Below are 26621 nucleotides of genomic sequence, written 5' to 3'. Positions count from 1 at the left end.
CTGCTTGTCGCAATTTGTTAAGGTCGGCTGCCAGAATCCATTGCGAGCGGATGATGCGCGCAGGGCAAAATGTTAATATCTGCGCTTTGGTTATCCATCTGTAGGATAACGCACCACGCTGGCCTGCTCATGTCGGGCAGCCATGATCGAACGAGTGAATTTTGAGTGAAAACGAGATGAAAGGAGCAGCGCAAATGGACTTTACTGGCCACACGCCCATGATGCAGCAATACCTGCGCCTGAAGGCTGACCATCCCGAAATCCTGCTGTTTTATCGCATGGGCGATTTTTACGAGCTGTTCTACGACGACGCCAGGCGAGCCTCGCAACTGCTGGAGATTTCACTCACTAAACGCGGCGCGTCAGCGGGTGAACCCATCCCGATGGCGGGCGTGCCTTATCATGCTGTTGAAGGTTACCTGGCGAAACTGGTCCAGCTCGGTGAATCCGTGGCGATCTGTGAACAGATTGGCGATCCGGCGCTGAGCAAAGGCCCGGTCGAACGTAAGGTCGTCCGCATTGTGACCCCCGGCACCATCAGTGATGAAGCGCTGTTGCAGGAACGTCAGGATAACTTGCTGGCGGCAATCTTCCAGAGCCCGCGCGGATTTGGTTATGCCACGCTTGATATCAGCTCGGGTCGTTTTCGCCTGAGCGAACCAGCCGATCAGGAGACTATGGCGGCAGAACTGCAGCGTACTAACCCTGCCGAACTGCTCTACCCAGAAGATTTCCAGGCGATGGCGCTGATCGATCAGCGTCGTGGTCTGCGCCGTCGTCCGCTGTGGGAATATGAAATCGACACCGCACGCCAGCAATTAAACCTGCAATTTGGCACGCGTGATCTCAGCGGCTTTGGTGTTGAACAGGCCCATCTGGCGCTGCGCGCTGCGGGTTGCCTGCTTCAATATGTTAAGGACACCCAACGCACCTCCCTGCCACATATTCGCTCGTTAAGTATGGAGCGCCAGCAGGACAGCGTAATCATGGATGCGGCCACCCGCCGCAACCTGGAAATCACGCAGAACCTGGCAGGAGGTCTCGACAATACCCTGGCAGCGGTGCTGGATAAAACCGTCACTCCGATGGGCAGCCGTATGCTGAAGCGCTGGCTGCACATGCCGCTGCGCGATGTCACCACCATTGGTCGGCGCCAGGAATCCATTGCCGAACTGCAATCACTGAGTGAAGCATTGCAGCCGGTATTGCGCCAGGTGGGCGATTTGGAACGCATCCTGGCGCGCCTGGCACTGCGCACCGCGCGCCCGCGTGATTTGGCTCGCATGCGACATGCCTTCCAGCAACTGCCGGAACTGAATCAGCAGTTGCAAGGTGTTGAGGCGATCCAGCTAGTCAATTTGCGTTCGCAGATGGGTGAGTTTGCTGAACTGCGCGAGCTGCTGGAACAAGCCGTCATTGAATCCCCTCCCGTACTGGTGCGTGACGGCGGTGTGATTGCGCCTGGCTATAACGCCGAATTAGATGAATGGCGCGCGCTGGCTGACGGCGCTACGGATTATCTCGACCGCCTCGAAATTCGTGAGCGAGAGAAGTTAGGTCTGGATACCTTAAAGGTCGGTTTTAACGCAATTCATGGTTACTACATTCAGGTCAGCCGCGGCCAAAGCCATCAGGTGCCGATTCACTATGTCCGCCGCCAGACGTTGAAAAACGCCGAGCGCTACATTATTCCCGAATTGAAAGAGTATGAAGACAAAGTACTGACCTCAAAAGGCAAAGCGCTGGCGCTCGAAAAAGGCCTGTACGAAGCGTTACTCGATAGCTTACTGCCTCATCTTGAAGCACTGCAGATCAGTGCGGCGGCGCTGGCTGAACTGGATGTGTTGGCTAACCTGGCAGAACGTGCCTGGACGCTGAATTACTGCCGCCCGGTGCTGCAGGAAAAAGCCGGCATTCGCATCACCGCTGGCCGCCATCCTGTCGTGGAGCAGGTGCTGAAAGAGCCGTTCATTGCTAACCCGCTGTCGCTGTCAAATCAGCGCCGCATGTTGATCATCACCGGTCCGAATATGGGCGGTAAAAGTACCTATATGCGTCAGACTGCATTGATTGCGCTGATGGCGTGGATTGGCAGCTATGTGCCAGCCGAAGAGACCGTGATTGGTCCTATCGATCGCATCTTCACGCGTGTCGGTGCGGCCGATGACCTGGCGTCAGGGCGCTCAACCTTTATGGTCGAGATGACTGAGACGGCCAATATCCTGCACAACGCCACTGAGAACAGTCTGGTGTTGATGGATGAAATCGGTCGCGGCACATCAACCTACGATGGGTTGTCGTTGGCGTGGGCCTGTGCGGAAAGCCTGGCGAATCGAATCAAAGCGATGACGTTGTTTGCCACCCACTACTTTGAACTCACCACCCTGCCGGAAAAAATGGAAGGCGTAGTGAATGTGCATCTTGATGCTGTGGAGCATGGCGATACCATTGCATTCATGCACAGCGTGCAGGATGGCGCAGCCAGTAAAAGTTATGGTCTGGCGGTTGCTGCATTAGCGGGTGTACCGAAAGATGTGATCAAACGCGCGCGCAACAAGCTGAAAGAGCTGGAAGCGCTCTCCGGCAGTTCAGCGGCATCCACGGTAGAAGGATCGCAAATGCAGCTGTTGGTAGCAGAAACATCGCCAGCTGTAGATGCGTTAGAAGCGCTGGATCCTGATAGCCTTACACCAAAACAGGCGCTGGAGTGGATTTACCGTCTTAAAACGCTGGTGTAATCATACGGAATGGCGGTGCTGATGCGCCGCTATCCTTTGCCAGGTAATGCCAGATTCCAGTGATAAGTACTGGCAGATTTCTGACATAAAAAAACGGTGACCCAAGGGTCACCGTTCTTGTTGCCAGTTACGGCTTATTCGCGAAATAGTGCTTCGATGTTGAGGCCCTGAGTCTGCAGGATTTCACGCAGACGACGCAGACCTTCAACCTGAATCTGACGGACACGTTCACGGGTCAACCCGATCTCACGGCCCACATCTTCCAGCGTTGCCGCTTCATAACCTAACAGGCCGAAACGACGCGCCAGCACTTCACGCTGCTTGGCATTCAATTCAAACAACCACTTAACGATGCTTTGTTTCATATCATCGTCCTGCGTGGTGTCTTCCGGGCCGTTGTCTTTTTCATCGGCCAGGATATCCAGCAGCGCTTTTTCGGAATCTCCACCCAGCGGTGTGTCAACCGAGGTAATACGCTCATTGAGACGCAGCATACGGCTTACGTCATCAACTGGCTTGTCTAACTGCTCGGCAATCTCTTCTGCACTCGGCTCATGGTCAAGCTTGTGCGAAAGTTCACGCGCGGTACGCAGGTAAACATTCAACTCTTTAACGATGTGGATCGGCAGACGAATGGTACGGGTTTGATTCATGATCGCCCGTTCAATAGTCTGACGAATCCACCAGGTGGCGTATGTTGAGAAACGGAACCCACGTTCTGGGTCAAACTTCTCTACGGCACGAATCAGGCCGAGATTACCCTCTTCAATCAGATCCAGCAGTGCCAGACCACGATTGCTATAACGACGGGCAATTTTCACCACCAGGCGTAAATTACTTTCAATCATGCGGCGACGAGAAGGAATGTCACCTCGCAATGCACGACGGGCGAAGAAGACTTCTTCTTCCGCTGTTAACAGTGGAGAGTAACCAATCTCTCCGAGGTAAAGCTGCGTCGCATCCAAAACGCGTTGCGTCGCACCCTGTGACAACAGCTCTTCTTCAGCTACTTCGCTATCACCAGGTTCGTTCTCAACGAGAGCCTTCTCATCAAAAACCTCAGCTCCGTTCTCCTCGAATTCCGCATCTTCATGTAACTCGTTAACTTTCAGCGTATTCTGGTTCATAAGCGGCTCCTACCCGTGATCCAAGGGCAGAACACCAAGGTTCTGCCGGATTATCGCTGCGGTAAATAACGCAACGGGTTTACGGATTTCCCCTTGTAACGAATTTCAAAATGTAATCTTACCGAACTGGTTCCGGTGCTACCCATGGTAGCTATTTTTTGCCCCGCCTTAACTTCCTGTTGTTCCCGAACCAGCATGGAATCGTTATGGGCGTAAGCACTCAGGTAATCATCGTTGTGTTTGATGATGATTAAATTACCGTACCCACGGAGCGCGTTGCCTGCGTAAACCACTCTTCCTGATGCAGTGGCTATAACAGGTTGTCCACGCGAACCGGCGATATCGACCCCTTTATTTCCGCCTTCCGCAGCGGAGAAGTTATCGATGATCTTCCCATCAGTCGGCCAACGCCAGCTTCCCACTGGAGTTGTGCTATTCGTCGTGCTGCTGACTGTAGGCGGTGCGGTAACCGGAGCTGTGGTCGTTGCCACATTATTTGCCCCTTTCGACGGCAGCATTTTACCGCCTGTCGAACCCGAATCATCAGAATACGTAATAACAGGTTGCTGTGCAACAGGGGCTGATTTTATTTGCGTCTGGTTAGCCGCTACCGGCACGCCGCCCTGCGTCGCATCCGCTGCGGTTATCGCGTTGCCACCGGTGATGGTCTGGCCATTACCGTTGCCAACCTGCAGCACTTGCCCGGCTTCCAGGCCATACGGGGCCGCGACGTTGTTGCGTTGCGCCAGGTCGCGGAAGTCGTTGCCGGTAATCCAGGCAATATAGAACAGGGTATCGCCTCGTTTGACGGTATAGGTCTCACCGCCGTAACTGCCTTTCGGAATATTCCCATAATTGCGGTTGTACACAATGCGACCATTTTCGGTAACCACATTATTATTACCACTAACCATTCCACCGGACGGCGCAGCCGATGGTGTACCACCGCTTAACATTCCGCCGCGCGGCATAGCCGGCACGGTGCTGTTCTGTGAGGACATCATGCCACCGCTCGGTGCAGAGCCCATGCCACCGCTGGGTGCGGACGCCATGCCGCTGTCCCCGCCGCCGCCAATCTGGCTAATCGGAGCCTGCGTGTTGTCGCCTGAGCTACAACCCGCCAGCCAAAAACCTACCAGTGAAAGTGCCGCCAAACGGCGTAATTGAAATACTGTGCTTCCCGTGCTCATTGATCCCCCGTTATGGCAATCCTGGATGTAACTGTTTCATGGTTGTGACCGCATTATTCACTGCGCAACAGGCGGAATACGGTCTTTCACATTGATTAACAAGGATAGTAACAATATCAACTGCGCCATGCCATGTAACAGTTGTGAAGATTTACGTAGCAATGGCTCAGGCCAGATCGCCCTGAACTAACGGCACAAAGCGGACGGGTTCGATGATTTCTTCAATTAATTCACCACCCTGACGACGTAAACGCTTTAAAACCTGCTGATCTTCGCCTACTGGCAGCACCATTTTGCCACCCTCACCTAATTGCGCTATCAGCGCAGTCGGAATTTCAGGGGGTGCAGCGGTGACAATGATGGCATCAAACGGGCCACGTGCCGCCCAACCTTGCCAACCGTCGCCATGACGAGTCGAAATATTGTGCAAGTCGAGTTGTTTCAGGCGGCGCTTGGCCTGCCATTGCAACCCTTTAATGCGTTCAACGGAATAAACGTGATTGACCAAATGGGCCAGAATAGCGGTCTGATAGCCCGAACCGGTGCCGATTTCCAGCACGCGCGAATCCGGGTTCAGTTCAAGTAACGCGGTCATCCGCGCCACCATATAGGGCTGTGAAATCGTCTGGCCACTGCCAATGGGCAGCGCAACGTTTTCCCAGGCTTTATGCTCAAACGCCTCATCGATAAAGCGTTCACGCGGGACATCGGCGATAGCTTTTAACAGGTGCTCATCGTGAATACCCTGCGCACGCAGTTGCTCTAACAGCGCTTCGATGCGTCGGTTCACCATGCGAGATTTACCTCAGCCTCGACCAACCAGTCACTTAAAACTTCCTGCGCCGCATGTGCAGTGAGATCGACATGCAATGCCGTCAGCGATACGTAACCTGCATCTACCGCAGCGAAATCGGTATCAGGGCCTGCATCCAATTTTTCACCCGGCGGGCCAATCCAGTACAGCGTATGGCCACGCGGATCTTCCGTACAAATCACCTGATCGGCCGGATGGCGGCTGCCGCAACGCGTTACGCGGAAACCTTTGATTTCCGCTAGCGGTAAATCGGGCACATTAATATTCAGGATACGCCCGGTGCGCAACGGTGCGCGGGATAAAGCACGCAGCAGTGTGCAGGTCACCGCCGCGGCGGTGGCGTAGTGTTGATGGCCATTAAGTGAGACCGCCAGCGCGGGCAATCCGAGATGACGCCCTTCCATCGCGGCAGCCACGGTGCCAGAGTAGATCACGTCATCACCCAGATTGGGGCCGGCGTTGATGCCTGAAACCACAATATCCGGACGCGGCTGCATCAGTTTGTTGACCCCGAGAAACACACAATCCGTCGGCGTGCCCATCTGGACGGCGATGTCACCATTCTCATGGGTAAAAGTACGCAGCGGGGTTTCTAACGTCAGGGAATTTGATGCGCCACTTCGATTGCGATCGGGCGCGACAACCTGCACCTCCGCAAACTCACGCAGTGCGCGAGCCAGCGTCTGAATGCCGGGGGCATGAATTCCATCGTCGTTGCTGAGCAATATCCGCATCTGTTCCTGACCTTTGTTCATTCAACTGGCCCTCAGCTCGCCTGGCATCCGCTGTTGGGGTGCCGAATAAAGAAGATCTGGCGAGACGAAGATGTTTGCATTCTAGCGGTGAGGCGCGGGAAGTGGTAGGCGTAAATCACGGAACTTCCGGCGTTTGCCGCAACATTATGCAGCCGGAGCAGATATTTACCCGACGTTGAGGCCGGGTAAAGTAGGGTTATTCATCGCTGATAGGCGCAGCGGCACCGTTACTCAACAGTTCACGCACCACGCTGGTGGCGAAACTTCCGGCTGGCAGCCAGAACTGCATCTCCAGCGTCACGTCATCCCACCAGTTCCAGCATAGATCTTTTGGCACCACCAGCATGGCGCGGCGCGCCGCATCAACGCGCTCACGTTCCAGCAGCGCCAGCAAATCCGCAGCAGGTGCCAGATTAGCCTGCTCAAAGGCCAACGCATCTCCCTGAGGACCCAGATCACCTCGCCCGGCAAGCGGCGCGGTGATGCGCAATTCATGGTGATTCACACGCTGCTGCAATTCCGCCAGCTCTTCCGCCTGCGCGACAAACCAACTGCCGCGACCGGCCAACTGCAGTGCATCACCCGCCTGCACCTGATCCAACACCCCATCGCGCTGCAAACGCGCACTGGTGACCTGATTAAACAGTTGGCTGCGCGCAGCGGACAGCAAAATACCTTTCATGCTGCGATCGCGCGGGCGGAATTTCTCTTCAGCCCACAGCTTTGCCTGCGTCAGGTTGTTGCCGCCACGGCCAAAACGTTGTTCACCAAAGTAGTTAGGCACGCCGCTTTGCTGAATGCGCTGCAACCGCCCTTCTACTTCATCACGATCGGAAATCTGACGTACGATCAAACGGAACGCATTTCCCGCCAGCGCACCGGTGCGTAATTTACGCTTGTGGCGAATCACCTGCAGAATTTCCACGCCTTCCAGCTGGAAGCCCGCCAGATTTGGCATTGCGTTTCCCGGCACGCGGAAACACAGCGTCTGCTCGGTCACCGCATGGCGATCCTTCATGCCGGCATAACTCATATCGCGCTGATGTACGCCGAGGAATTTAGCAATAGCCTCAGCGACGAAACGCGTGTTACAGCCAATTTTCCGAATGCGCACCAGTACCTGTTCGCCCTCGCCATCATAGGGATAGCCGAGGTCTTCGATGACCACGAAGTCTTCAGGATTGGCTTTGATGACGCCCGTCGCGGTTGGCACACCGTGCAGGTAGAGCAACTCACTCATGCGTTATCGGCCTTCACCAGTAACGCCACCGCTTCACAGGCAATGCCTTCGCCACGGCCCGTAAAGCCGAGCTTTTCCGTGGTGGTGGCTTTCACGTTGACATCATCCATATGGCAACCCAGATCTTCTGCGATGTTGACGCGCATCTGCGGCACATGCGGCAGCATTTTCGGCGCCTGCGCGATGATGGTCACGTCAACGTTACCAATGCGATAGCCTTTCAGCTGGATACGACGCCAGGCTTCGCGCAGCAAGCCACGGCTGTCAGCCCCTTTAAAGGCCGGATCGGTGTCCGGGAACAGCTTGCCGATATCACCCATCGCCACCGCACCCAGCAGCGCATCCGTCAGCGCATGCAGCGCCACGTCGCCATCCGAATGGGCAATAAAACCGTGTTCGAAGGGAATACGCACCCCGCCAATCACCAACGGACCTTCGCCGCCAAACGCGTGAACGTCAAAACCGTGGCCGATACGCATCATGCGCTCTCCTTTAACTGAATCTGGGTTAGATAGAAGGCCGCCAGCGCCAGATCTTCTGGCCGCGTCACCTTGATATTGTCGCTGCGTCCGCTGACTAACTCGGGATGGTAACCGCAATACTCCAGCGCCGATGCTTCATCAGTAATGGTAGCGCCATCGTGGAGTGCGCGCGTCAGGCACGCCGTGAGTAACTGATGCGGGAAAAATTGCGGCGTCAGCGCGTGCCACAAATCCTCACGCTCCACAGTGTGAGCAATCGCCGCTTTACCGGGCTCAGCGCGCTTCATGGTGTCGCGCACCGGCGCTGCCAGAATCGCCCCAACTTTGCTGTGCTCGCGCACTGCCAGCAGTCGTGCCAGGTCATCCGGATGCAAGCATGGACGCGCGGCATCGTGCACCAGCACCCATTCACTGTGTCGAATTGCCTGAAGTCCTGCCAGCACTGACTCGGCACGCGTATCACCACCCGTCACGCGTAACACGCGTGGATCCTGTGCCAGTGGCAGCGAATCAAACCAACCGTCATCAGGACTGATTGGCACGATCACTTGCTTAACAGCAGGATGCGACAGTAAGCGCGCGACGCTGTGTTCAAGAAGGGTAAATTGACCGATGGTCAGATACTGTTTTGGGCAGGCAGCCTGCATACGGCTGCCCACGCCTGCGGCAGGCACCACGGCAATCACATCCGCAAGGGAAGAGAGGTTGTTCATGGTTTATCGTTGTTGATTTTGCGCAGCTTGTTGCGCGTTACGTTTGTTCTGGTCTGGCACCAGACGATAGAAAGTCTCACCGGGCTTAATCATGCCCAGTTCATTACGTGCACGTTCCTCAATTGCTTCTGAACCGCCATTGAGGTCATCAATTTCGGCAAACAACTGATCGTTACGTGCTTTGAGTTTGGCGTTATTCGCCTGCTGCGACGCGACGTCTTCGTTGACGCGCGTATAGTCATGAATACCGTTCTTACCCAGCCACAAGGAATATTGGAGCCATCCCAGCAGCACGAGCAACAGTAGCGTCAGTTTACCCATCCCCGCCCCCTGAAAAACGGCCCAATCATCCCATAACTTCGCACAGGACTCCACAGTGACAGCGAAAATGCTCCCAGCAGACGATTGTCTGTACAAAAAATAGCAGGGTTAAAAGCGGGACGGCAGGTAAAGTTTTGTAACCTGCCGATGCGTTTGCACATCAGGATCGAATTACCAACCGGAGAGAAATGAGAACAGCATCCAGAACAGACACACCACCACGATAGTGGTAAGTACCCCACTCCAGAACAGGCGCCCGCGAATCATTAAGCTCAGAACGATGCCAATCAGCACCGAAACCGGTAACAGCGCGAGAAAGAATGGCCAGGTGTAGAGGAAAAAGAACAGCGTGTTGGAGCCGTAAAGCATGAACGGAATCGCCAGCGCGCACCAGTACGAGAGAAAGCCAATCACGCCGCCCGGTAATGATGAGCGAGACTCATCCGGGGTGCGTTCATCTTTGCGTGCCAGCATGGGGGTAACGTTCTGCATAGAGATCCTGTTGACGCTTAAACGCGGCAAACCTGATGAGATTTGCCGCTGTCGGTTCAGGATCTGATGATATCGCGGTGGCGCAGGAGGTCTAACAATTGGGCACTCAGTTTTGTAACCAATTGTTCGCCATCAAGATGGATTTCCGGCGCGTCTGGCGCCTCATAAACACTGTCGATACCAGTGAAATTACGCAGCTCACCGGCTCGGGCTTTTTTGTACAAACCTTTGGGATCGCGCGCTTCACACACGGCCAGCGGCGTATCGACAAACACCTCGATAAACTGCCCGGCACCCAGCAAGTCACGCACCATCTGGCGTTCCGCGCGATGCGGCGAGATAAAGGCGGTCAATACCACTAAACCGGCATCGACCATCAGTTTCGCCACTTCACCCACGCGACGAATATTCTCTTTACGATCGTCATCGCTGAAGCCGAGGTCACGGCACAGGCCGTGACGCACGTTGTCACCATCCAGCAGATAGGTGCTGACACCCGCGCGATGCAGCACCTGCTCCAGCGCGCCGGCCACCGTGGATTTACCCGAGCCTGACAGCCCGGTAAACCACAGCACCACGCCCTGATGGCCGTGCTGCTGTTCGCGCTCATCACGCGTCACCGGATGGTCATGCCACACCACATTGTCGTCGTGTTGGGCCATTACTTGCCACCCAGCAGGTCGCGCGCATTCCAGTGTGGGAAGTGACGACGCACCAGCGCATTCAACTCCAGTTCGAAATCACTAAACTGACCAGCTTGCCCACGCACATCCGTCAGTGGCTGATTGATCATACCTGCACCGACCGTGACATTGCTCAGACGATCGATAAAGATCATGCCGCCAGTCACCGGGTTCTGCTGATACGCATCCAGCACCATCGGCTCATCAAAGGTGAGCTCCACCAGCCCAATACCGTTCAGCGGCAGGCTTTCCACCGCGCGTTTCTCCAGCGTGTTGATCTCCACCTGATGGATGATCTTCTCGATACGACCACGCGCTTTCTTACCGGCGATCTTCACTTCATAGCTCTGACCCGGCTGCAGCGGCTGTTCTGCCATCCACACCACATCAACGGTGGCAGACTGCACCGCTTGCAACTCGGCGGCGGCATCGACCAGCAGATCGCCACGGCTGATGTCGATCTCATCTTTCAGCACCAGCGTAATGGCCTCACCCGCTGACGCTTCCTGCAGGTCACCGTCAAAGGTCACAATGCGCGAAATGGTTGACTCGACACCGGACGGCAGCACCTTGACGCGCTGACCCACCTGCACCGTGCCCGACGCCAGCGTACCGGCATAGCCACGGAAATCGAGGTTCGGACGGTTCACATACTGCACCGGGAAACGCATCGGCTGGTGATCCACCACGCGCTTCAGCTCTACGGTTTCCAGCACGTCCAGCAGCGTTGGGCCGCTGTACCATGGCATGGTCACACTCGGCGTGGCGACGTTATCCCCTTCCAGTGCAGACATCGGCACAAAGCGGATATCGAGATCTTCCGGCAGCTGGCCGGCGAAATCGAGGTAAGACTGTTTGATCTGCTCGTAGGTCTCCTGCTTGTAATCCACCAGATCCATCTTGTTGATGGCGACCACCAGGTGCTTGATGCCCAGCAGCGTGGAGATAAAGCTGTGGCGACGGGTTTGATCCAGCACGCCTTTACGCGCATCGATCAGCAGAATCGCCAAATCACAAGTCGACGCACCGGTCGCCATGTTGCGGGTGTACTGCTCATGCCCCGGCGTGTCGGCGATGATAAATTTGCGCTTCTCGGTGGAGAAATAGCGATATGCCACATCAATGGTAATGCCCTGCTCACGCTCGGCTTGCAGGCCATCCACCAGCAAGGCCAGATCGAGCTTTTCGCCCTGGGTGCCGTGACGCTTGCTGTCATTGTGCAGCGAGGAGAGCTGATCTTCATAAATCTGACGGGTGTCATGCAGCAGACGACCAATCAGCGTACTTTTGCCGTCGTCGACGCTACCGCATGTCAGGAAACGCAGCAGGCTTTTGTGTTGTTGCGCGGTCAGCCAGGCTTCTACGCCACCCTGATCGGCAATCTGTTGTGCAATTACGGTATTCATCTGCGTCTCCTTAGAAATAACCCTGACGTTTCTTCATTTCCATCGAACCGGCCTGGTCGCGGTCAATCATGCGGCCCTGGCGTTCACTGGTGGTGGAGACCAGCATCTCTTCAATAATTTCCGGCAGCGTCTGCGCTTCGGATTCCACCGCGCCGGTCAGCGGCCAGCAGCCGAGGGTACGGAAACGCACCATACGCTGTTTGATCACTTCACCAGGTTGCAGATCGATACGGTCATCATCGATCATCATCAGCATGCCATCACGCTCCAGCACCGGACGCGGCGCGGCAAGATACAACGGAACGATCTCGATGTTTTCCAGGAAGATGTACTGCCAGATATCCAACTCGGTCCAGTTGGAGAGCGGGAACACGCGAATGCTTTCGCCTTTGTTGATCTGGCCGTTGTAGTTATGCCACAGCTCAGGACGCTGATTTTTCGGATCCCAGCGATGGAAACGATCGCGGAACGAATAAATACGCTCTTTGGCACGCGACTTCTCTTCGTCACGACGCGCGCCACCGAAGGCGGCATCAAAACCGTACTTATTCAGCGCCTGCTTCAGGCCCTCGGTTTTCATGATGTCGGTGTGTTTGGCGCTACCGTGGACGAACGGGTTGATGCCCATCGCCACGCCTTCCGGATTGCGGTGCACCAGCAACTCGGCACCCATATTTTTTACCGTGCGATCGCGGAACTCGTACATTTCGCGGAATTTCCAGCCGGTATCAACGTGCAGCAGCGGAAATGGCAGCGTGCCCGGATAGAAGGCTTTACGCGCCAGATGCAGCATCACCGAGGAGTCTTTACCGATGGAGTACATCATCACCGGATTGCTGAACTCGGCCGCCACCTCGCGGATGATATGGATACTCTCTGCCTCCAGCTGGCGCAGATGAGTAAGACGATTTTGGTCCATAATTTTTCCTCAAGCCAAATTGACAACGGCGGACTCGCGAGCCCCCTGCTGTGCCGAATGTTGGAACCAGGCTAATTGCCCGTGCAAATTCACCACTTCACCCACCACAATCAGGGCCGGTGTGGGCGCGGCAACCGCCAGCGCCTCAAGCTGATCTAAGGTACCGGTCAGCACTTGTTGATTCTGACGCGTGCCGCAGCCAATTACGGCTACCGGCGTTGAAGCCGCGCGTCCATGTTCGATAAGGCCCGCCGCAATTTCTGCCGCTTTCAACGTGCCCATGTAAATCGCTAACGTCTGACGCGCACGCGCCAGCGTTGGCCAGTCAATGCCTTCGCTATCACTGCGTAAGTGGCCGGTGACAAACAGCACGCTCTGCGCGTGATCGCGATGGGTTAACGGAATCCCGGCATAGGCAGTGGCACCCGCTGCCGCGGTAATGCCCGGCACCACCTGGAACGGAATGCCCGCCGCTTTCGCCGCCTGCAGCTCTTCACCGCCGCGACCAAAGATAAAGGGATCGCCGCCTTTCAAGCGCACCACGCGCTTGCCCTGCTGCGCCAGCTCGACCAGCATTGCATTGGTCTCTTCCTGAGAAACGGAGTGCGCGCCCGCACGCTTGCCGACGCAGATGCGATCGGCATCGCGGCGTACCAGCTCCAGCACTTCGTCGCTCACCAGATGGTCATACAGCACCACATCCGCCAGCTGCATGACCTGTAAGCCACGCAGCGTAAGCAAACCGCTATCACCCGGGCCGGCTCCCACTAAGGTGATTTCACCCTGGTTGTCGCTGTCGTTCTCTAATTCATGATCCAGCGTACGGCGCGCTTCGTTGACGTTGCCAGCCGACATCTGGCTGGCAAACAGACCATTAAAAGCGCGCTCCCAGAAACGACGACGTTCCGACATGTTGTGATAACGCTGTTTAACCTTGTCACGCCACTGTCCTGCGACTTCGGCCATCTGACCTAAGTTAGCAGGCAGCAGCGCCTCGATTTTTTCACGCAGTAAACGCGCGAGAACCGGCGCGGTGCCACTGGAAGAGATCGCCACCACCAGCGGAGAGCGGTCAACAATAGAAGGGAAGATAAAGCTGCACTTGGGCTGGTCGTCGACCACGTTAACCAGCTTGTGGCGTGCGTTGGCGGCATCAAACACCTGCGCATTGAGCGCGTTATCATCAGTGGCAGCGATCACTAAAAACACGCTATCCAACTGTGCGGGTTCAAAGCGGTGCGCGATCCATTCAATCGCGTCAATTTCCAGCAGCGCCTGCAACTCATGGCCGAGGTCGCGCGCTGCTACCAATACGCGCGCACCGGCACGTCGCAGCAGTTCGATTTTACGCGCAGCGATTTCACCACCGCCGACAACCAGCACCGGACGGTTTTTGAGATCGGCAAAGAGAGGCAGATAATCCACGTTAACCTTGCTAGTTTTACAATAAGTTAACGCGACTATACGTCCCCGCCTTCTGGCAGATGAAATTACGAATTGGCATTAGTAGTTACCGAATGGAATAACGCCCCAGGAATGCTGATAACAATTTGTGCTTAACAAATGATATTGCTGGTGTTTCGGAGCAATTCAAATTGTGCAATCGCGGTCACAGTTTCATACTAACTCGGAATTTTTTTAGCATGACGGGATGTCAGAAAAGGACCCTAACTATGTTTGCCACTCTCCGCCGCACCGTGCTGGCCGCACTGATCGCGGGCGGTTTGCCTTTATTTGCCCATGCAGCAACTTACGCGCCCGGGCATTTTGCTGAACAGCAGCTACGCCATATCGCTACCTATTTCCCTGGCCGCATGAGCGGCAGCCCAGCCGAGCTGATGACGGCCGATTACCTGCAGCAGCAATTCACCGAGCTGGGTTACAAGAGTAATACCCGCCAGTTCAATACCAGCTATAACTGGTCAGAGCGCAAGGGCGAGACGCGCCCGCGTAAGGTATCCGCCACTTCGGTGATCGCCGCGCGCAGCGGCGCGGTGCCGCAAGAGATTCTGATCGTCACCCATCTCGATACCTGGACGCCCCTCAGCCGCCATGAAGCGGATAACAATCTGGGCGGCCTGCGTTTACAAGGTGTGGACGACAATGCGTCCGGTCTGGGTGTCATGCTTGAACTGGCACAACAGCTGAGTAAAACGCCACTGCATTATGGCGTACGCTTTGTCGCGCTGAGTGCCGGTGAGGCCGGACTGCATGGAATGGATGATTACCTGTCGCGCATGAGTGCTCAGGAAAAGAAAAATACCCTGCTGGTGATTGATCTCAACAGCCTGATCGTCGGCGATCACCTCTACTTTAACAGTGGCGCCAATACCCCCTCCGCAGTCCGCAAGCAGACCAGCTCGCGCGCCGTGCAGCTAGCGCATCGCTACGGTATTTCCGCCGCCAGCCATACGCTGACGGCACGCGACTATCCTGGGGTCAATCCGTTTGATAAAGCCGGCATGCCGCTGCTGGATGTCACCGCCGCCAACTGGGCGCTGGGTAATAAAGACGGACAGCAGCAGCGGGCGCACAGTAGCCACTTCCCGGAGGGCAATGTACGCCATCAAACCGATCGCGATAACCTCAATTATCTGGATCGCTGGCTACCGGGCCGGATTACGCAACGCACGCGTGACAGCGTGAAGATCTTACTGCCGCTGGTCACCGAGCTGGCTAACCCAACAACTTAAGGATTTGCTATGTACGTGGTGTATCTCAACTATTTCCGTCCTGCAGAAGAAGCGGATGCGCTGCTGGCGCCGCACATTGAGTGGCTGGATCGTTACTTTGACAGCGGTGACTTTATTGCGGCAGGCCGTAAAGATCCGCGCACTGGCGGTATGGTGCTGGTGAAGGATATGGATCGTGCCCAACTGGATGTGATTCTGGCAGAAGATCCGTTTGTCGCCGTGGCTCACTATGAGGTAACAAAAGTGAACGTGACGCGCGCAGCGGATGCGTTTGCAGGCTTGAAAGGAATCTAAGGTTCAAATCGTAGCGGCACGATTTAGCGTGCGCCTGACAGCGTCAGAGGCGCTAAAGGGAGGCGCGATAAATCACGCCGCTGCGATTTTCAGCCGTTTTCTGCATCAGCCCTCGTGCAATCCGCACTCGCGCTTCAGGCCAAAGAAGCGTGTTTCTTCTTCTGCCATGCCCGGTTCCCACTTCTTGGTGGTGTGCGTATCGCCCACTGACAGATAACCTTCGTCCCACAGCGGATGGTACTTCAGGCCATGCTGCTTCAGGTACTGATGCACCTGACGGTTATCCCAGTCAATGATCGGCAAAATCTTGAATACGCCACGCTGCACCGCCAGCACCGGCAAACTGGCACGGCTGCCAGACTGGTCACGGCGTAAACCGGCGAACCACGTCTGCGCGCCCAGTGTTTCCAGCGCACGGTTCATCGGCTCAACTTTATTAATCTGGTTGTACTGCTCAATCCCTTCGACGCCCTGCTCCCACAGTTTGCCGTAGCGCGCTTCCTGCCACGCCGCAGAAGTCTCGGCGCGGAAGATTTGCAGATTGAGATTGAGCTTCCCGGTTAACTCATCAATGAAGCGATAAGTTTCCGGGAACAGATAGCCAGTATCGGTCAGGATCACCGGCGTATCCGGTTTCTGCTGCGTCACCATATGCAGCAGAACCGCCGCCTGAATACCAAAGCTGGAAGACAGCACAAACGCGCCCGGCATATTCTCCAGCGCCCAGCTTACGCGCTGCTCAGCGGAGAGTTTCTCCAGCTGCACGTTGCTTTCGGCCAATGCCATGATGCGATCCACTTTGCTGCCACTATTCAGTGCTGCGAGATCAAGTACCGTCATACTGCCTCCGAGTCCCAAAAATCACGGGCGGGATCCACCACGGCTTTGATGATGCCAGCGCGGATCACGAAGTCACCGAAGCCTTCATCGGCCTGACGCTCGGTTGCCCAGCGCGCCACCAGCTCATCGATGCTGGCCAGAATTTCGCCTTCGTTGATGTTCTCGCGGTACATGCGAGGAATACGTGTACCCATGCGGTTGCCGCCAAGATGTAAGTTGTAACGGCCCGGCGCTTTACCCACCAGACCCAACTCCGCCAGCAAAGCACGGCCACAGCCGTTCGGGCAACCGGTAACGCGTAGCACTATGTGCTCTTCACCCACGCCGTGCTTATGCATGATCTCTTCCACCCTGGTCACAAACGAAGGCAGGAAGCGCTCGGCTTCGGCCATCGCTAATGGGCAGGTCGGGAAGGCCACGCAGGCCATTGAATTCTCGCGCTGTGGCGTGACCGCTTCCATCAAACCGTGTTCACGGGCGATGGCTTCGATCTGCGCTTTTTGCTTCTCTGGCACACCGGCGACGATCAGGTTCTGGTTGGCGGTTAAACGGAAATCGCCCTGATGAATTTTAGCGATTTCGGCAATGCCGCGCTTCAGTGGACGGCCCGGATAATCCATCAGACGGCCGTTTTCGATAAACAGCGTCAGGTGCCATTTTTTATCGATGCCTTTCACCCAGCCTACGCGGTCGCCACGGGTGGTAAACGCGTAAGGACGAATCGGTTCAAACGTCAGGCCGGCACGCTTTTCCACTTCGGCTTTGAAGGTATCAACACCAACACGCTCCAGCGTGTATTTGGTTTTGGCATTTTTACGATCGGTACGGTTGCCCCAGTCGCGCTGCGTGGTGACCACCGCGGCGGCGACATCAAGGATCTTCTCCACCGGCAGGTAACCAAACTCGCTGGCGGTACGCGCATAAGTCGCTTTGTTACCGTGATCAATCGACAAACCACCGCCGACCAGCAGGTTAAAGCCAATCAGCTTGCCATTCTCAGCAATAGCGATGAAGTTCAGATCGTTGGCATGCAGATCGACATCGTTATGCGGCGGCACCACCACGGTGGTTTTGAATTTACGCGGCAGATAGGTTTCACCGAGGATCGGCTCTTTATCCGTGGTAGCAACCTTCTCTTTATCCCACCAAATCTCCGCGTAAGCGCGGGTTTGCGGCAGCAGGTGCTCGGAGAGCTTTTTCGCCCACTCGTAGGCTTCCTGATGCAACTCCGACTCCACTGGGTTCGAGGTGCACAGCACGTTACGGTTCACGTCGTTGGCGGTCGCCAGCGCGTCGAGACCGACTTCATGCAGCATTTGGTGCGTCGGCTTCACGTTCTTTTTCAGAATGCCGTGAAACTGGAAGGTCTGACGGTTGGTCAGACGGATGCTGCCATAAATAGTTTTATCGGTAGCGAACTTATCAATCGCCAGCCACTGCGTTGGCGTAATGATGCCGCCCGGCAGACGGCAACGCAGCATCATCGCGTGGCGCGGTTCGAGTTTCTGCGCCGCACGCTCCGCACGAATATCGCGGTCGTCCTGCTGGTACATGCCGTGAAAACGGATCAGCAGGAAGTTATCGCCGCTGAAGCCGCCGGTCAGCCCCTCATCGAGATCCTCGAGGATGGTGCCACGCAGGTAGTTACTCTGTTTTTTCAGACGCTCAGCGTCGACCAGCTTGCCTTCAACGACCAGCGGTCCAGGATGTTTTTCGCTCATTAGTAAACGTCTCGCTGATAACGGCGCTCAATGCGCAGCTCACTTAAAAATTCGTCAGCCGTTTCACGATCCATGCCGCCGTGTTCGACCACCACATCCAGTAATGCCTGCTCAACGTCTTTCGCCATGCGATTGGCGTCGCCGCAGACGTAAAGGTGTGCGCCCTCTTCAATCCAGCGCCACACTTCCGCCCCTTTAGCGCGGATTTTATCTTGTACGTATATTTTCTCAGCCTGGTCGCGTGACCACGCTAAATCAATGTTGGTCAGCAAACCGTCTTTCACGTATTTCTGCCATTCCACCTGATAGAGGAAATCATCAGTGAAGTGCGGGTTACCAAAGAACAGCCAGTTTTTGCCGCCTGCGCCATCGTTATCACGCTGCTGCATAAAGGAACGGAACGGCGCAATACCGGTGCCTGGGCCCACCATGATCACCGGGGTCTCCGGATTCGCCGGCAGACGGAAGTTGTCGTTGTGTTCGATGAACACGCGGATCTCGCCGTCTTCTTCGATGCGATCCGCCAGCCAGGTTGAAGCACCACCGCCACGCTGACGGCCATCAATCTCGTAGCGCACCGCGCCGACAGTGATATGCACTTCGGTGTCGGTTTCCGCTTGTGATGAAGCGATTGAGTAAAGACGCGGCGTCAGTGGTCGCAGCAAACCCGTCAACTGTTCGGCATTCAATTCGGTCGGTGCCTGGCGCATCATATCGACAATCGGGAAGCTCTGCGCATAGCTCTGCAGCTTCGGTTTATCGCCCGCCAGCGCCAGCAGTGCATCATTGCGCGACAGCGCCGCATACTGCTCAACAATCTGCGGGGTATTCACCGTCAGCTCATAATGTTTTTGCAGTGCCTCGGTGAGCGGCAAGGTTTCGCCCTTCACTTCAACGGACTCATCACCTTTCAGCCACACCAGTTGCAATAACTCCTGCACCAGTTCGGCATCGTTCTCAAACCATACGCCCAGCGCATCGCCCGGCTGGTAACGCAGTCCTGACTCGCCTAAATCGATTTCGATATGACGCACGTCTTTATCGGAATCACGACCGGTGATTTTTTGGTTAGCGGCAAAGCTGGCGGTCAGTGGCGCTTCTTTGCTGTACGGGCTGCTGTGGATGTCGTTCACCACGCCAGAAGCCGTCACAGCCGCCACCACAGAAGGTTCACTCGGCACACGCGCTTTCAGAATTTCAGTCAGCTGCTGACGCCAGGCCGTGGCTTGCTCTTTATACTCCACGTCGGCATCAACACGATCCAGCAGACGTTCTGCGCCCAGTTCCGCCAGACGCTCATCAAAGTCTTTACCGGCTTTGCTGAAGAATTCATACGAGGTGTCACCGAGGCCAAACACCGCAAACGCGGAGCCGGCCGCAAATTTCGGCGCCTTCTTCGACAGCAGGAATTTATGCAGAGCGACCGCTTCTTCCGGTGGCTCACCTTCACCTTGCGTCGAGGTGACCACGACCAGTAATTTCTCCTGGCCGATTTGCTTGAACTTGTAGTCACCGGCGTTGACCAGATTAACGCTTAACTTGGCGGCCAGCAGATCATCGCGCAGCTGTTCCGCCAGGCGACGAGCATTACCGGTTTGCGAAGCAGAAATCAGCGTGATGGTTGGCACCTCGGCCTGCACTGGCGCAGGTGCAGCGACAGCGCCCGGGGTCTGATTGACCATGCCCCAGAAGTAGCCGGAGAGCCAGGCCATCTGCGTGGTATTAAAATCCGTGGTCGCTGCCTGTAAGCGCGCGAGTTGCTCCGGATTAAGCGGGAGCATTGAACCTGGTGCCTGAGTCGTCATCGCGTTAAAAATTCCAGTGTCTGAAGTCCGGACCGATAAATGGCGGAAGAGTGGGTAGGTTACCGGGCTGTATATTAACGATTAAATAAGCCTTCGACATAATTAATAACCAAAATGACTAAGTGGTTTTTCGGGTAATTGTAATCGGCAAAAGTGGTAAATAAAGGCACGGTTATTCAATCAGTTAATTAAGCCTTCCAGGCCATAGATAGCGCAAAATGCCCTTTTCATCGTAAGCGGGTGCGAAAAATCTGTGATTCAGGTAGAATTCGGCGGTTTTTAAGTCTGAGAGCCATTATGTCTACCACGCTGTTTAAAGAGTTCCAGTTCGAATCTGCTCACCGCCTGCCGCATGTGCCTGAAGGGCATAAGTGTGGTCGTCTGCACGGCCATTCGTTTTTGGTTCGATTAGAAATTACCGGTGAAGTGGATGCGCATACCGGTTGGGTAATGGATTTTGCCGAACTGAAGGCGGCGTTTATGCCGATTTATGATCGTCTCGATCATCACTATCTAAATGATATTCCAGGCCTGGAAAATCCGACCAGTGAAGTGCTGGCAAAATGGATTTGGGATCAGATGAAGCCGATCCTGCCAGAACTGAGCGCAGTGATGATCAAAGAAACCTGTACCGCAGGTTGTACTTATAAAGGTTAATCACTGTTGACGGGCTGCCGCAGTGCAGCCTGACTTTCAGCTATACGCTTCTTTACGTTCACTTCATCTCCCTGTCATCCGCCCCCTCTACGTTGTTGTCTCCTTCATTAAAGATCAAGAGAATCAACAATGAACTTCGTTAAACGCCTTTCTGTTATCGCTTTACTGGTTTCCGCCTCTGCCGCCGTTCAGGCTCAAAACGTACTGGATTTTCCGCAGCCAGAAAAAGTACCGGATGAGTTCTATGCCGTGACTGAAATTCCCGCTGGCGGCATGATTAAATATGAAACCGATGCAAAAACCGGTTTCATCGTCGCTGACCGTTTCCAGTCGATGCCGGTTGCCTATCCGGCAAACTACGGCTCACTGACCCAGTCTCTGGGCGGCGATGGCGATCCGCTGGATGTGATCTTCTACACTCGTGCACCGCTGCAACCAGGCACGCTGATCAAACTGCGTCCGATCGGCGTACTGAAAATGATCGATGGCGGCGAAGTAGACGACAAGATTGTTGCGGTTCCGACCAGCAAAATCGACCCGACTTACGATGACATTAAAGAGATGAGCGATCTGCCAAAAATGGAGCAGGAGCGTCTGCAAGCGTTCTTCCGCGTGTATAAGCAGTTGCCAGATGGCCGTAAGAAAGTCGAACTGAATGGTTTTGAAGATGCGGCGAAAGCCAAAACTGAGATCAAACAGGCCTTCGAGGCCTATAAAGCCAAGCAGTAAAACAGATGGCTGGACCGGTGCGGTCATGGGCAAGGTCGCCATGAATGGCGACCCTACGGTGCCTGTGCAATTTTTTGTAGGGTGCGCATTGATGCGCACCGAATTAATCAGGCAATATTCAAATACTTATGCGTCTGCATCGAAAGACGCCAGTTACGCGCAATGCAGGTATCAATACACAGTTTGGTGGCCGCATCGCCACGACTGATCGGTTGCAGCGCCACGATGCGCTTCTTATCATCATGCAGACCCGCCAGTAACACATCCAACGCTTCGACATCACGCTCGCGTGCCACCGGATGTTTAATCTCATCCGCACGCTGCAACGCCTGCGGCAACACGTCATAACCGCCGCGCATATTCACCTTCGGTGAAACCGTCACCCAGGTGGCGTCAGAACAGTGCACTTCATGGGTACCGCTGGTCTCAATCTGGCACTCAAAACCGGCCACTTCCAGCGCCTCAGTCAATGGACGCAAATCAAAAATAGCCGGTTCACCGCCAGTGATCACCACATGGCGCGCGGTCCAGCCCTGACGTTGAATGGTCTCAATCAGCATTGCCGCATCGGCGCTGCCCCAGGCGTCACTCTCCACGGTTTTCACCAGAATATCGCCCAGCGAGGTCTCCCGATCGGCCAGCTTTTCCCAGGTATGTTTGGTATCACACCAGCTACAGCCCACTGGACATCCCTGTAAGCGGATGAACAGCGCCGGAACACCGGTGTAAAAACCTTCACCCTGCAGGGTCTGGAACATTTCGTTAATCGGGTAGAACATTTTTCACTCACGTCTAAATTTCGAGGCGGGGATTATGGCAGATTTTCGCGGTGCGTTCACAGCTGCTTCGTGTCAAAAAAACAAAAGCCCCGCACGAGGCGGGGCTTTATCAGCGATGATGCGGCCATTAAGGCCACATCAACAGACCATTACTGGCCTTTAACTTCTTTCAGACCGTTGAACGGGGCTTTGTCGCCCAGCGCTTCTTCGATACGAATCAGCTGGTTGTACTTAGCAACACGATCAGAACGGCTCATAGAACCGGTTTTGATCTGGCCTGCTGCAGTACCGACCGCCAGGTCAGCGATGGTGGCATCTTCAGTTTCACCTGAACGGTGTGAAATCACCGCGGTGTAACCTGCATCTTTAGCCATCTTGATTGCAGCCAGAGTTTCGGTCAGAGAACCGATCTGGTTGAATTTGATCAGGATGGAGTTAGCGATGCCTTTATCGATACCTTCTTTCAGGATCTTGGTGTTGGTGACGAACAGGTCGTCACCTACCAGCTGAATTTTGTCGCCCAGTACTTTGGTCTGGTAAGCGAAGCCCGCCCAGTCAGACTCATCCAGACCGTCTTCGATAGAAACGATTGGGTACTGTTTGGTCAGATCTTCCAGGAAGTGCGTGAACTCTTCAGAGGTGAATGCTTTGTTGCCTTCGCCAGCCAGCACATATTTGCCGTCTTTATAGAATTCAGACGCCGCACAGTCCATCGCCAGGGTGATGTCTTTACCCAGTTCGTAACCTGCTGCTTTTACCGCTTCAGCGATAACAGCCAGTGCTTCAGCGTTAGAACCCAGGTTTGGCGCGTAGCCACCTTCGTCACCTACCGCAGTGCTCATGCCTTTGGCTTTCAGAACTTTTGCCAGGTTGTGGAAAACTTCAGAACCCATACGGATGGCTTCTTTCACGTTTTTCGCGCCAACTGGCTGAATCATGAATTCCTGGATGTCGACGTTGTTGTCGGCGTGCTCACCACCGTTGATGATGTTCATCATTGGCAGTGGCATAGAGTATTTGCCTGGGGTGCCGTTCAGTTCAGCGATGTGCGCGTACAGTGGCAGGCCTTTAGAAGCCGCAGCCGCTTTAGCCGCTGCCAGAGAAACCGCCAGAATGGCGTTAGCGCCGAAGTTGGATTTGTTCTCAGTACCGTCCAGCTCGATCATGATCTTATCGATGTTCGCCTGGTCTTTGGCATCTTTACCGGTTACCGCACCAGCGATAGGACCGTTAACAGCTGCAACCGCTTTGGTTACACCTTTGCCCAGGAAACGAGATTTGTCACCGTCACGCAGCTCCAGTGCTTCGCGAGAACCGGTTGAAGCACCTGATGGCGCGGCAGCCAGACCAACGAAACCGCCTTCCAGATGCACTTCTGCTTCTACAGTCGGGTTGCCACGGGAGTCGATGATTTCGCGACCGATGACTTTTACGATTTTGGACATTCGATTTTCCTCAGTACAAGTTAGTCAATCCTAAGACAAACAACGCGCGAAAAGTTCGCGCGCTGTTCGTTAAACTCTTACTTCGCTAACCGCTTCTGGTGCTCCTGCGCGGCTTTTACAAAGCCAGCGAACAGCGGATGACCATCACGCGGGGTCGACGTGAATTCCGGGTGGAACTGACAAGCTACAAACCACGGATGGTTCGGGAGTTCGATGATCTCCACCAGCTGGTCGTCGCCGGAACGGCCCGCAATATGCAGACCCGCCGCTTCAATCGGCTTCAACAGCAGATTGTTCACTTCATAACGATGGCGGTGACGTTCAGTAATCACGTCAGTACCGTACAGCTGGCGCACCTTGCTTTCCGGCGTCAGCTGGCACTGCTGGCTACCCAGACGCATGGTGCCGCCCAGATCGCTCTGCTCTGTACGCTGCTCAACGTTACCTTCTTCATCACGCCATTCAGTGATCAGTGCAACCACTGGGTACTTACAGTCTGGCACAAATTCCGTTGAGTTGGCGTCAGCCATCCCAGCCACGTTGCGCGCGAATTCCATCAGCGCAATCTGCATACCGAGGCAGATACCCAGGTAAGGGATATTGTTCTCACGTGCATACTGCGCGGTGAGCATTTTGCCTTCCACACCACGGTAGCCGAAGCCACCCGGGATCAGGATAGCATCCAGATCTTTCAGAATTTCGACACCGCGAGATTCCACATCCTGCGAGTCGATCAGCTTGATATTCACGGTCACACGATTTTTCAGGCCACCGTGCTTCAACGCTTCAATCACCGATTTGTACGCATCAGGCAGCTCGACATATTTGCCGACCATACCGATAGTCACTTCGCCGCCCGGATTGGCTTCTTCGTAAATCACCTGTTCCCATTCGGCCAGGTTCGCTTCCGGTGCGCTCAGATTGAAACGCTTGCAGATATAGTCATCCAGGCCCTGTGATTTCAACATGCCAGGAATCTTGTAAATGGAATCCACATCTTTCAGGGAAATAACCGCTTTTTCCGGCACGTTACAGAACAGCGCGATCTTCGCACGTTCGTTAGCCGGCACGGCACGGTCAGAACGGCAAATCAGCACATCTGGCTGGATACCGATCGACAACAGCTCTTTCACTGAATGCTGGGTTGGCTTGGTTTTCACTTCGCCTGCAGCCGCCATATACGGCACCAGCGTCAGGTGCATATACATGGTGTGTTCACGGCCCACATCGACAGCCATCTGGCGAATCGCTTCGAGGAACGGCAGGGATTCGATATCACCTACGGTACCGCCGATTTCAACCAGCACGACATCATGACCTTCGCCGCCTTCAATAATGCGTTCTTTGATGGCGTTGGTGATGTGTGGGATGACCTGAATCGTGGCACCCAGATAGTCACCGCGACGCTCTTTGCGCAGCACTTCTGAGTAGATACGACCGGTCGTAAAGTTGTTGCGGCGCGACATTTTGGTACGGATGAAGCGCTCGTAGTGACCCAAGTCCAGATCGGTTTCGGCCCCATCATCGGTAACAAACACTTCACCGTGCTGCGTTGGGCTCATGGTACCCGGATCGACGTTGATATACGGATCGAGTTTCATGATGGTCACATTCAGACCACGTGCTTCAAGAATGGCTGCGAGGGAGGCTGCGGCAATGCCTTTGCCCAGAGAGGATACGACCCCGCCGGTCACAAAAATATAATTCGTTGTCATGCTGAACCTGAGAGTTTAGGTTTAAAGACGGTGGAATAACCAAGACGGGAAAATAGTATACCCGAAGTCGTCTTAAGCCACAATTGATGAATCACACCATCCCCCACGCATTGTTGCCGATAACATAGCGGATAGGTGGGGTTGAAATGTTGACGTGCGTCACAAAGTTGCCGCTCGGCTGAATCGAGTAAGCGCAAGCGGACAAATTATGCACAACGCAGGAATAATCGGCAATTTATGGAATAATCGCTGAGTCTTTGTTCTCACTGACTTTCACCTGCTGCCAGGCGGCTTCCATTTGATCCAGGGTGGCATCGGTCATCGCCAGTCCCTGATCCGTGATGATCTTTTCAACCTGACGGAAACGGCGCTCAAATTTGTCGTTGGCTTTCTGCAAGGCGATTTCGGCTTTGCTGCCCAGATGACGAGAAAGGTTGACGGTGGCGAACAGCAGATCGCCAATCTCCTCTTCCAGCTTGTCGTTATCGACCACCGCCTGCTGCGCTTCGTGCATCACTTCATCGATCTCTTCATGCACTTTATCGAGCACCGGCCCGAGGTTATTCCAGTCGAATCCCACCGTGCTACAGCGCTTCTGAATTTTGTGCGCGCGCATCAGTGCAGGCAAAGCTTTAGGTATGTCATCCAACGCTGAGTGCTGTGACTTCTCGGCACGCTCGCTGTGTTTGATCGCTTCCCAGTTTTTCAGTACTTCCTGCGTGGTCTCAGCCTGCACATCTCCGAAGATGTGCGGATGGCGGCGCTCAAGTTTGTCGCTGATGGCGTTACAAATATCATCGAAGTTAAAACGCTGCTGCTCATCGGCCATCTGCGCGTAAAACACCACCTGGAACAACAGGTCTCCGAGCTCACCGCGCAGACCGTCAAAGTCTTCACGCTGAATGGCATCGATCACTTCGTAAGTTTCTTCCAGCGTGTAAGGCGCGATGGAGGCGAAGGTCTGCTGACGATCCCACGGGCAGCCGCGTTCCGGGTCGCGCAGAGTTTGCATAATGGTGAGCAGGCGATTCAGGGCTGTCATGGGGAAATCCTTAGGAGTTAA

The 26621-nt window shown here is 54.9% G+C and carries 25 protein-coding genes; 5 read left to right on the top strand and 20 right to left on the bottom strand.

The genetic code is table 11. The features are described 5' to 3' along the window. The first annotated feature begins 176 nt into the window (after positions 1-176). Positions 177-2738 carry a DNA mismatch repair protein MutS gene (gene mutS, locus LBW88_RS17955; RefSeq protein ID WP_414004092.1) on the top strand — a complete coding sequence of 854 codons (2562 nt, stop codon included), beginning with the start codon at positions 177-179 and terminating at the stop codon, positions 2736-2738. Between the two features lie 134 nt (positions 2739-2872). Here the strand turns inward: mutS and rpoS are convergent, their stop codons facing one another. The 13 genes from rpoS to cysG all read right to left on the bottom strand — a co-directional run bounded on the left by rpoS (position 2873) and on the right by cysG (position 14305). After that, positions 2873-3865, bottom strand: coding sequence for an RNA polymerase sigma factor RpoS (gene rpoS, locus LBW88_RS17950; protein ID WP_039330767.1), 993 nt, complete (start codon positions 3863-3865; stop codon positions 2873-2875). Positions 3866-3915: 50 nt separating this feature from the next. Further along, positions 3916-5055, bottom strand: a complete 1140-nt coding sequence (nlpD, locus tag LBW88_RS17945) for a murein hydrolase activator NlpD (protein WP_224933380.1) — start codon at positions 5053-5055, stop codon at positions 3916-3918. 166 nt (positions 5056-5221) lie between these two features. After that, entirely contained in the window at positions 5222-5848 is a 627-nt protein-coding gene (locus LBW88_RS17940) for a protein-L-isoaspartate(D-aspartate) O-methyltransferase (protein ID WP_224933381.1), read from the bottom strand. Then, on the bottom strand, positions 5842-6603 hold the full coding sequence (surE, locus tag LBW88_RS17935) for a 5'/3'-nucleotidase SurE (protein WP_224933610.1): 762 nt from the start codon (positions 6601-6603) through the stop codon (positions 5842-5844). Before surE ends, LBW88_RS17940 begins: the two co-directional genes overlap by 7 nt. Positions 6604-6820: 217 nt before the next feature. Further along, the gene (gene truD / locus LBW88_RS17930) at positions 6821-7864 is read right to left on the bottom strand and encodes a tRNA pseudouridine(13) synthase TruD (protein ID WP_224933382.1); all 1044 of its coding nucleotides are present in this window, start codon (positions 7862-7864) and stop codon (positions 6821-6823) included. Next, the gene (gene ispF / locus LBW88_RS17925) at positions 7861-8343 is read right to left on the bottom strand and encodes a 2-C-methyl-D-erythritol 2,4-cyclodiphosphate synthase (protein WP_034823359.1); all 483 of its coding nucleotides are present in this window, start codon (positions 8341-8343) and stop codon (positions 7861-7863) included. Before ispF ends, truD begins: the two co-directional genes overlap by 4 nt. Continuing rightward, complete coding sequence (gene ispD / locus LBW88_RS17920) at positions 8343-9059, bottom strand: 2-C-methyl-D-erythritol 4-phosphate cytidylyltransferase (RefSeq protein ID WP_224933383.1); 717 nt, start codon at positions 9057-9059, stop codon at positions 8343-8345. Before ispD ends, ispF begins: the two co-directional genes overlap by 1 nt. Before the next feature lie 3 nt (positions 9060-9062). After that, positions 9063-9380 carry a cell division protein FtsB gene (ftsB, locus tag LBW88_RS17915; RefSeq protein WP_007893240.1) on the bottom strand — a complete coding sequence of 106 codons (318 nt, stop codon included), beginning with the start codon at positions 9378-9380 and terminating at the stop codon, positions 9063-9065. A 171-nt stretch (positions 9381-9551) separates the two neighbouring features. After that, positions 9552-9872: a DUF3561 family protein gene (locus tag LBW88_RS17910; protein ID WP_224933384.1), complete on the bottom strand. Its 321-nt coding sequence runs from the start codon at positions 9870-9872 to the stop codon at positions 9552-9554. A 56-nt stretch (positions 9873-9928) separates the two neighbouring features. After that, entirely contained in the window at positions 9929-10534 is a 606-nt protein-coding gene (gene cysC / locus LBW88_RS17905; RefSeq protein ID WP_224933385.1) for an adenylyl-sulfate kinase, read from the bottom strand. Further along, positions 10534-11961 carry a sulfate adenylyltransferase subunit CysN gene (cysN, locus tag LBW88_RS17900; RefSeq protein ID WP_224933386.1) on the bottom strand — a complete coding sequence of 476 codons (1428 nt, stop codon included), beginning with the start codon at positions 11959-11961 and terminating at the stop codon, positions 10534-10536. The genes cysC and cysN overlap by 1 nt, the downstream gene beginning before the upstream one ends. 10 nt (positions 11962-11971) lie before the next feature. Continuing rightward, a complete protein-coding gene (gene cysD / locus LBW88_RS17895) occupies positions 11972-12880 on the bottom strand; it encodes a sulfate adenylyltransferase subunit CysD (protein WP_100703628.1) in 909 nt (302 codons plus the stop codon). 9 nt (positions 12881-12889) lie between these two features. Further along, positions 12890-14305: a siroheme synthase CysG gene (cysG, locus tag LBW88_RS17890; RefSeq protein WP_224933387.1), complete on the bottom strand. Its 1416-nt coding sequence runs from the start codon at positions 14303-14305 to the stop codon at positions 12890-12892. A 248-nt stretch (positions 14306-14553) separates the two neighbouring features. On the opposite strand from cysG, the gene LBW88_RS17885 reads away from it, so the two are divergent. Both LBW88_RS17885 and LBW88_RS17880 read left to right on the top strand, forming a co-directional pair. Next, complete coding sequence (locus tag LBW88_RS17885) at positions 14554-15573, top strand: aminopeptidase (protein WP_224933388.1); 1020 nt, start codon at positions 14554-14556, stop codon at positions 15571-15573. Positions 15574-15582: 9 nt separating this feature from the next. Beyond that, positions 15583-15867, top strand: a complete 285-nt coding sequence (locus LBW88_RS17880) for a YciI family protein (protein WP_224933389.1) — start codon at positions 15583-15585, stop codon at positions 15865-15867. Between the two features lie 105 nt (positions 15868-15972). Here LBW88_RS17880 and LBW88_RS17875 read toward each other — a convergent pair whose 3' ends face one another. Genes LBW88_RS17875 through cysJ form a run of 3 tightly spaced genes read right to left on the bottom strand, consistent with a single transcriptional unit; the run spans position 15973 to position 20233 of the window. Further along, positions 15973-16707, bottom strand: coding sequence for a phosphoadenylyl-sulfate reductase (locus LBW88_RS17875; protein ID WP_224933390.1), 735 nt, complete (start codon positions 16705-16707; stop codon positions 15973-15975). Then, positions 16704-18428: an assimilatory sulfite reductase (NADPH) hemoprotein subunit gene (gene cysI, locus LBW88_RS17870; RefSeq protein WP_224933391.1), complete on the bottom strand. Its 1725-nt coding sequence runs from the start codon at positions 18426-18428 to the stop codon at positions 16704-16706. Before cysI ends, LBW88_RS17875 begins: the two co-directional genes overlap by 4 nt. Further along, the gene (cysJ, locus tag LBW88_RS17865; protein ID WP_224933392.1) at positions 18428-20233 is read right to left on the bottom strand and encodes an NADPH-dependent assimilatory sulfite reductase flavoprotein subunit; all 1806 of its coding nucleotides are present in this window, start codon (positions 20231-20233) and stop codon (positions 18428-18430) included. Before cysJ ends, cysI begins: the two co-directional genes overlap by 1 nt. Positions 20234-20527: 294 nt before the next feature. On the opposite strand from cysJ, the gene queD reads away from it, so the two are divergent. Together queD and LBW88_RS17855 are read left to right on the top strand one after the other, a co-directional pair. After that, positions 20528-20890, top strand: a complete 363-nt coding sequence (gene queD, locus LBW88_RS17860) for a 6-carboxytetrahydropterin synthase QueD (RefSeq protein ID WP_176505758.1) — start codon at positions 20528-20530, stop codon at positions 20888-20890. 129 nt (positions 20891-21019) lie between these two features. After that, complete coding sequence (locus tag LBW88_RS17855; protein ID WP_224933393.1) at positions 21020-21619, top strand: inorganic diphosphatase; 600 nt, start codon at positions 21020-21022, stop codon at positions 21617-21619. A 107-nt stretch (positions 21620-21726) separates the two neighbouring features. Here the strand turns inward: LBW88_RS17855 and queE are convergent, their stop codons facing one another. The 4 genes from queE to mazG form a co-directional block, all read right to left on the bottom strand. Beyond that, positions 21727-22398 (bottom strand): 7-carboxy-7-deazaguanine synthase QueE, encoded by a 672-nt coding sequence (queE, locus tag LBW88_RS17850; RefSeq protein ID WP_224933394.1) that lies wholly within the window; start codon positions 22396-22398, stop codon positions 21727-21729. A 149-nt stretch (positions 22399-22547) separates the two neighbouring features. Beyond that, a complete protein-coding gene (gene eno / locus LBW88_RS17845; RefSeq protein ID WP_084936397.1) occupies positions 22548-23843 on the bottom strand; it encodes a phosphopyruvate hydratase in 1296 nt (431 codons plus the stop codon). Positions 23844-23920: 77 nt separating this feature from the next. Then, positions 23921-25558, bottom strand: a complete 1638-nt coding sequence (pyrG, locus tag LBW88_RS17840) for a glutamine hydrolyzing CTP synthase (RefSeq protein ID WP_224933395.1) — start codon at positions 25556-25558, stop codon at positions 23921-23923. 235 nt (positions 25559-25793) lie between these two features. Then, positions 25794-26600 carry a nucleoside triphosphate pyrophosphohydrolase gene (gene mazG, locus LBW88_RS17835; RefSeq protein WP_224933396.1) on the bottom strand — a complete coding sequence of 269 codons (807 nt, stop codon included), beginning with the start codon at positions 26598-26600 and terminating at the stop codon, positions 25794-25796. Positions 26601-26621 lie beyond the last annotated feature (21 nt).

This window comes from Pantoea sp. alder81 (assembly GCF_020179835.1).
Lineage (GTDB): Bacteria > Pseudomonadota > Gammaproteobacteria > Enterobacterales > Enterobacteriaceae > Pantoea.
The sequence above is the reverse complement of the archived record's forward strand: the minus strand, read 5'-3'. Positions and strand labels throughout refer to the sequence as shown.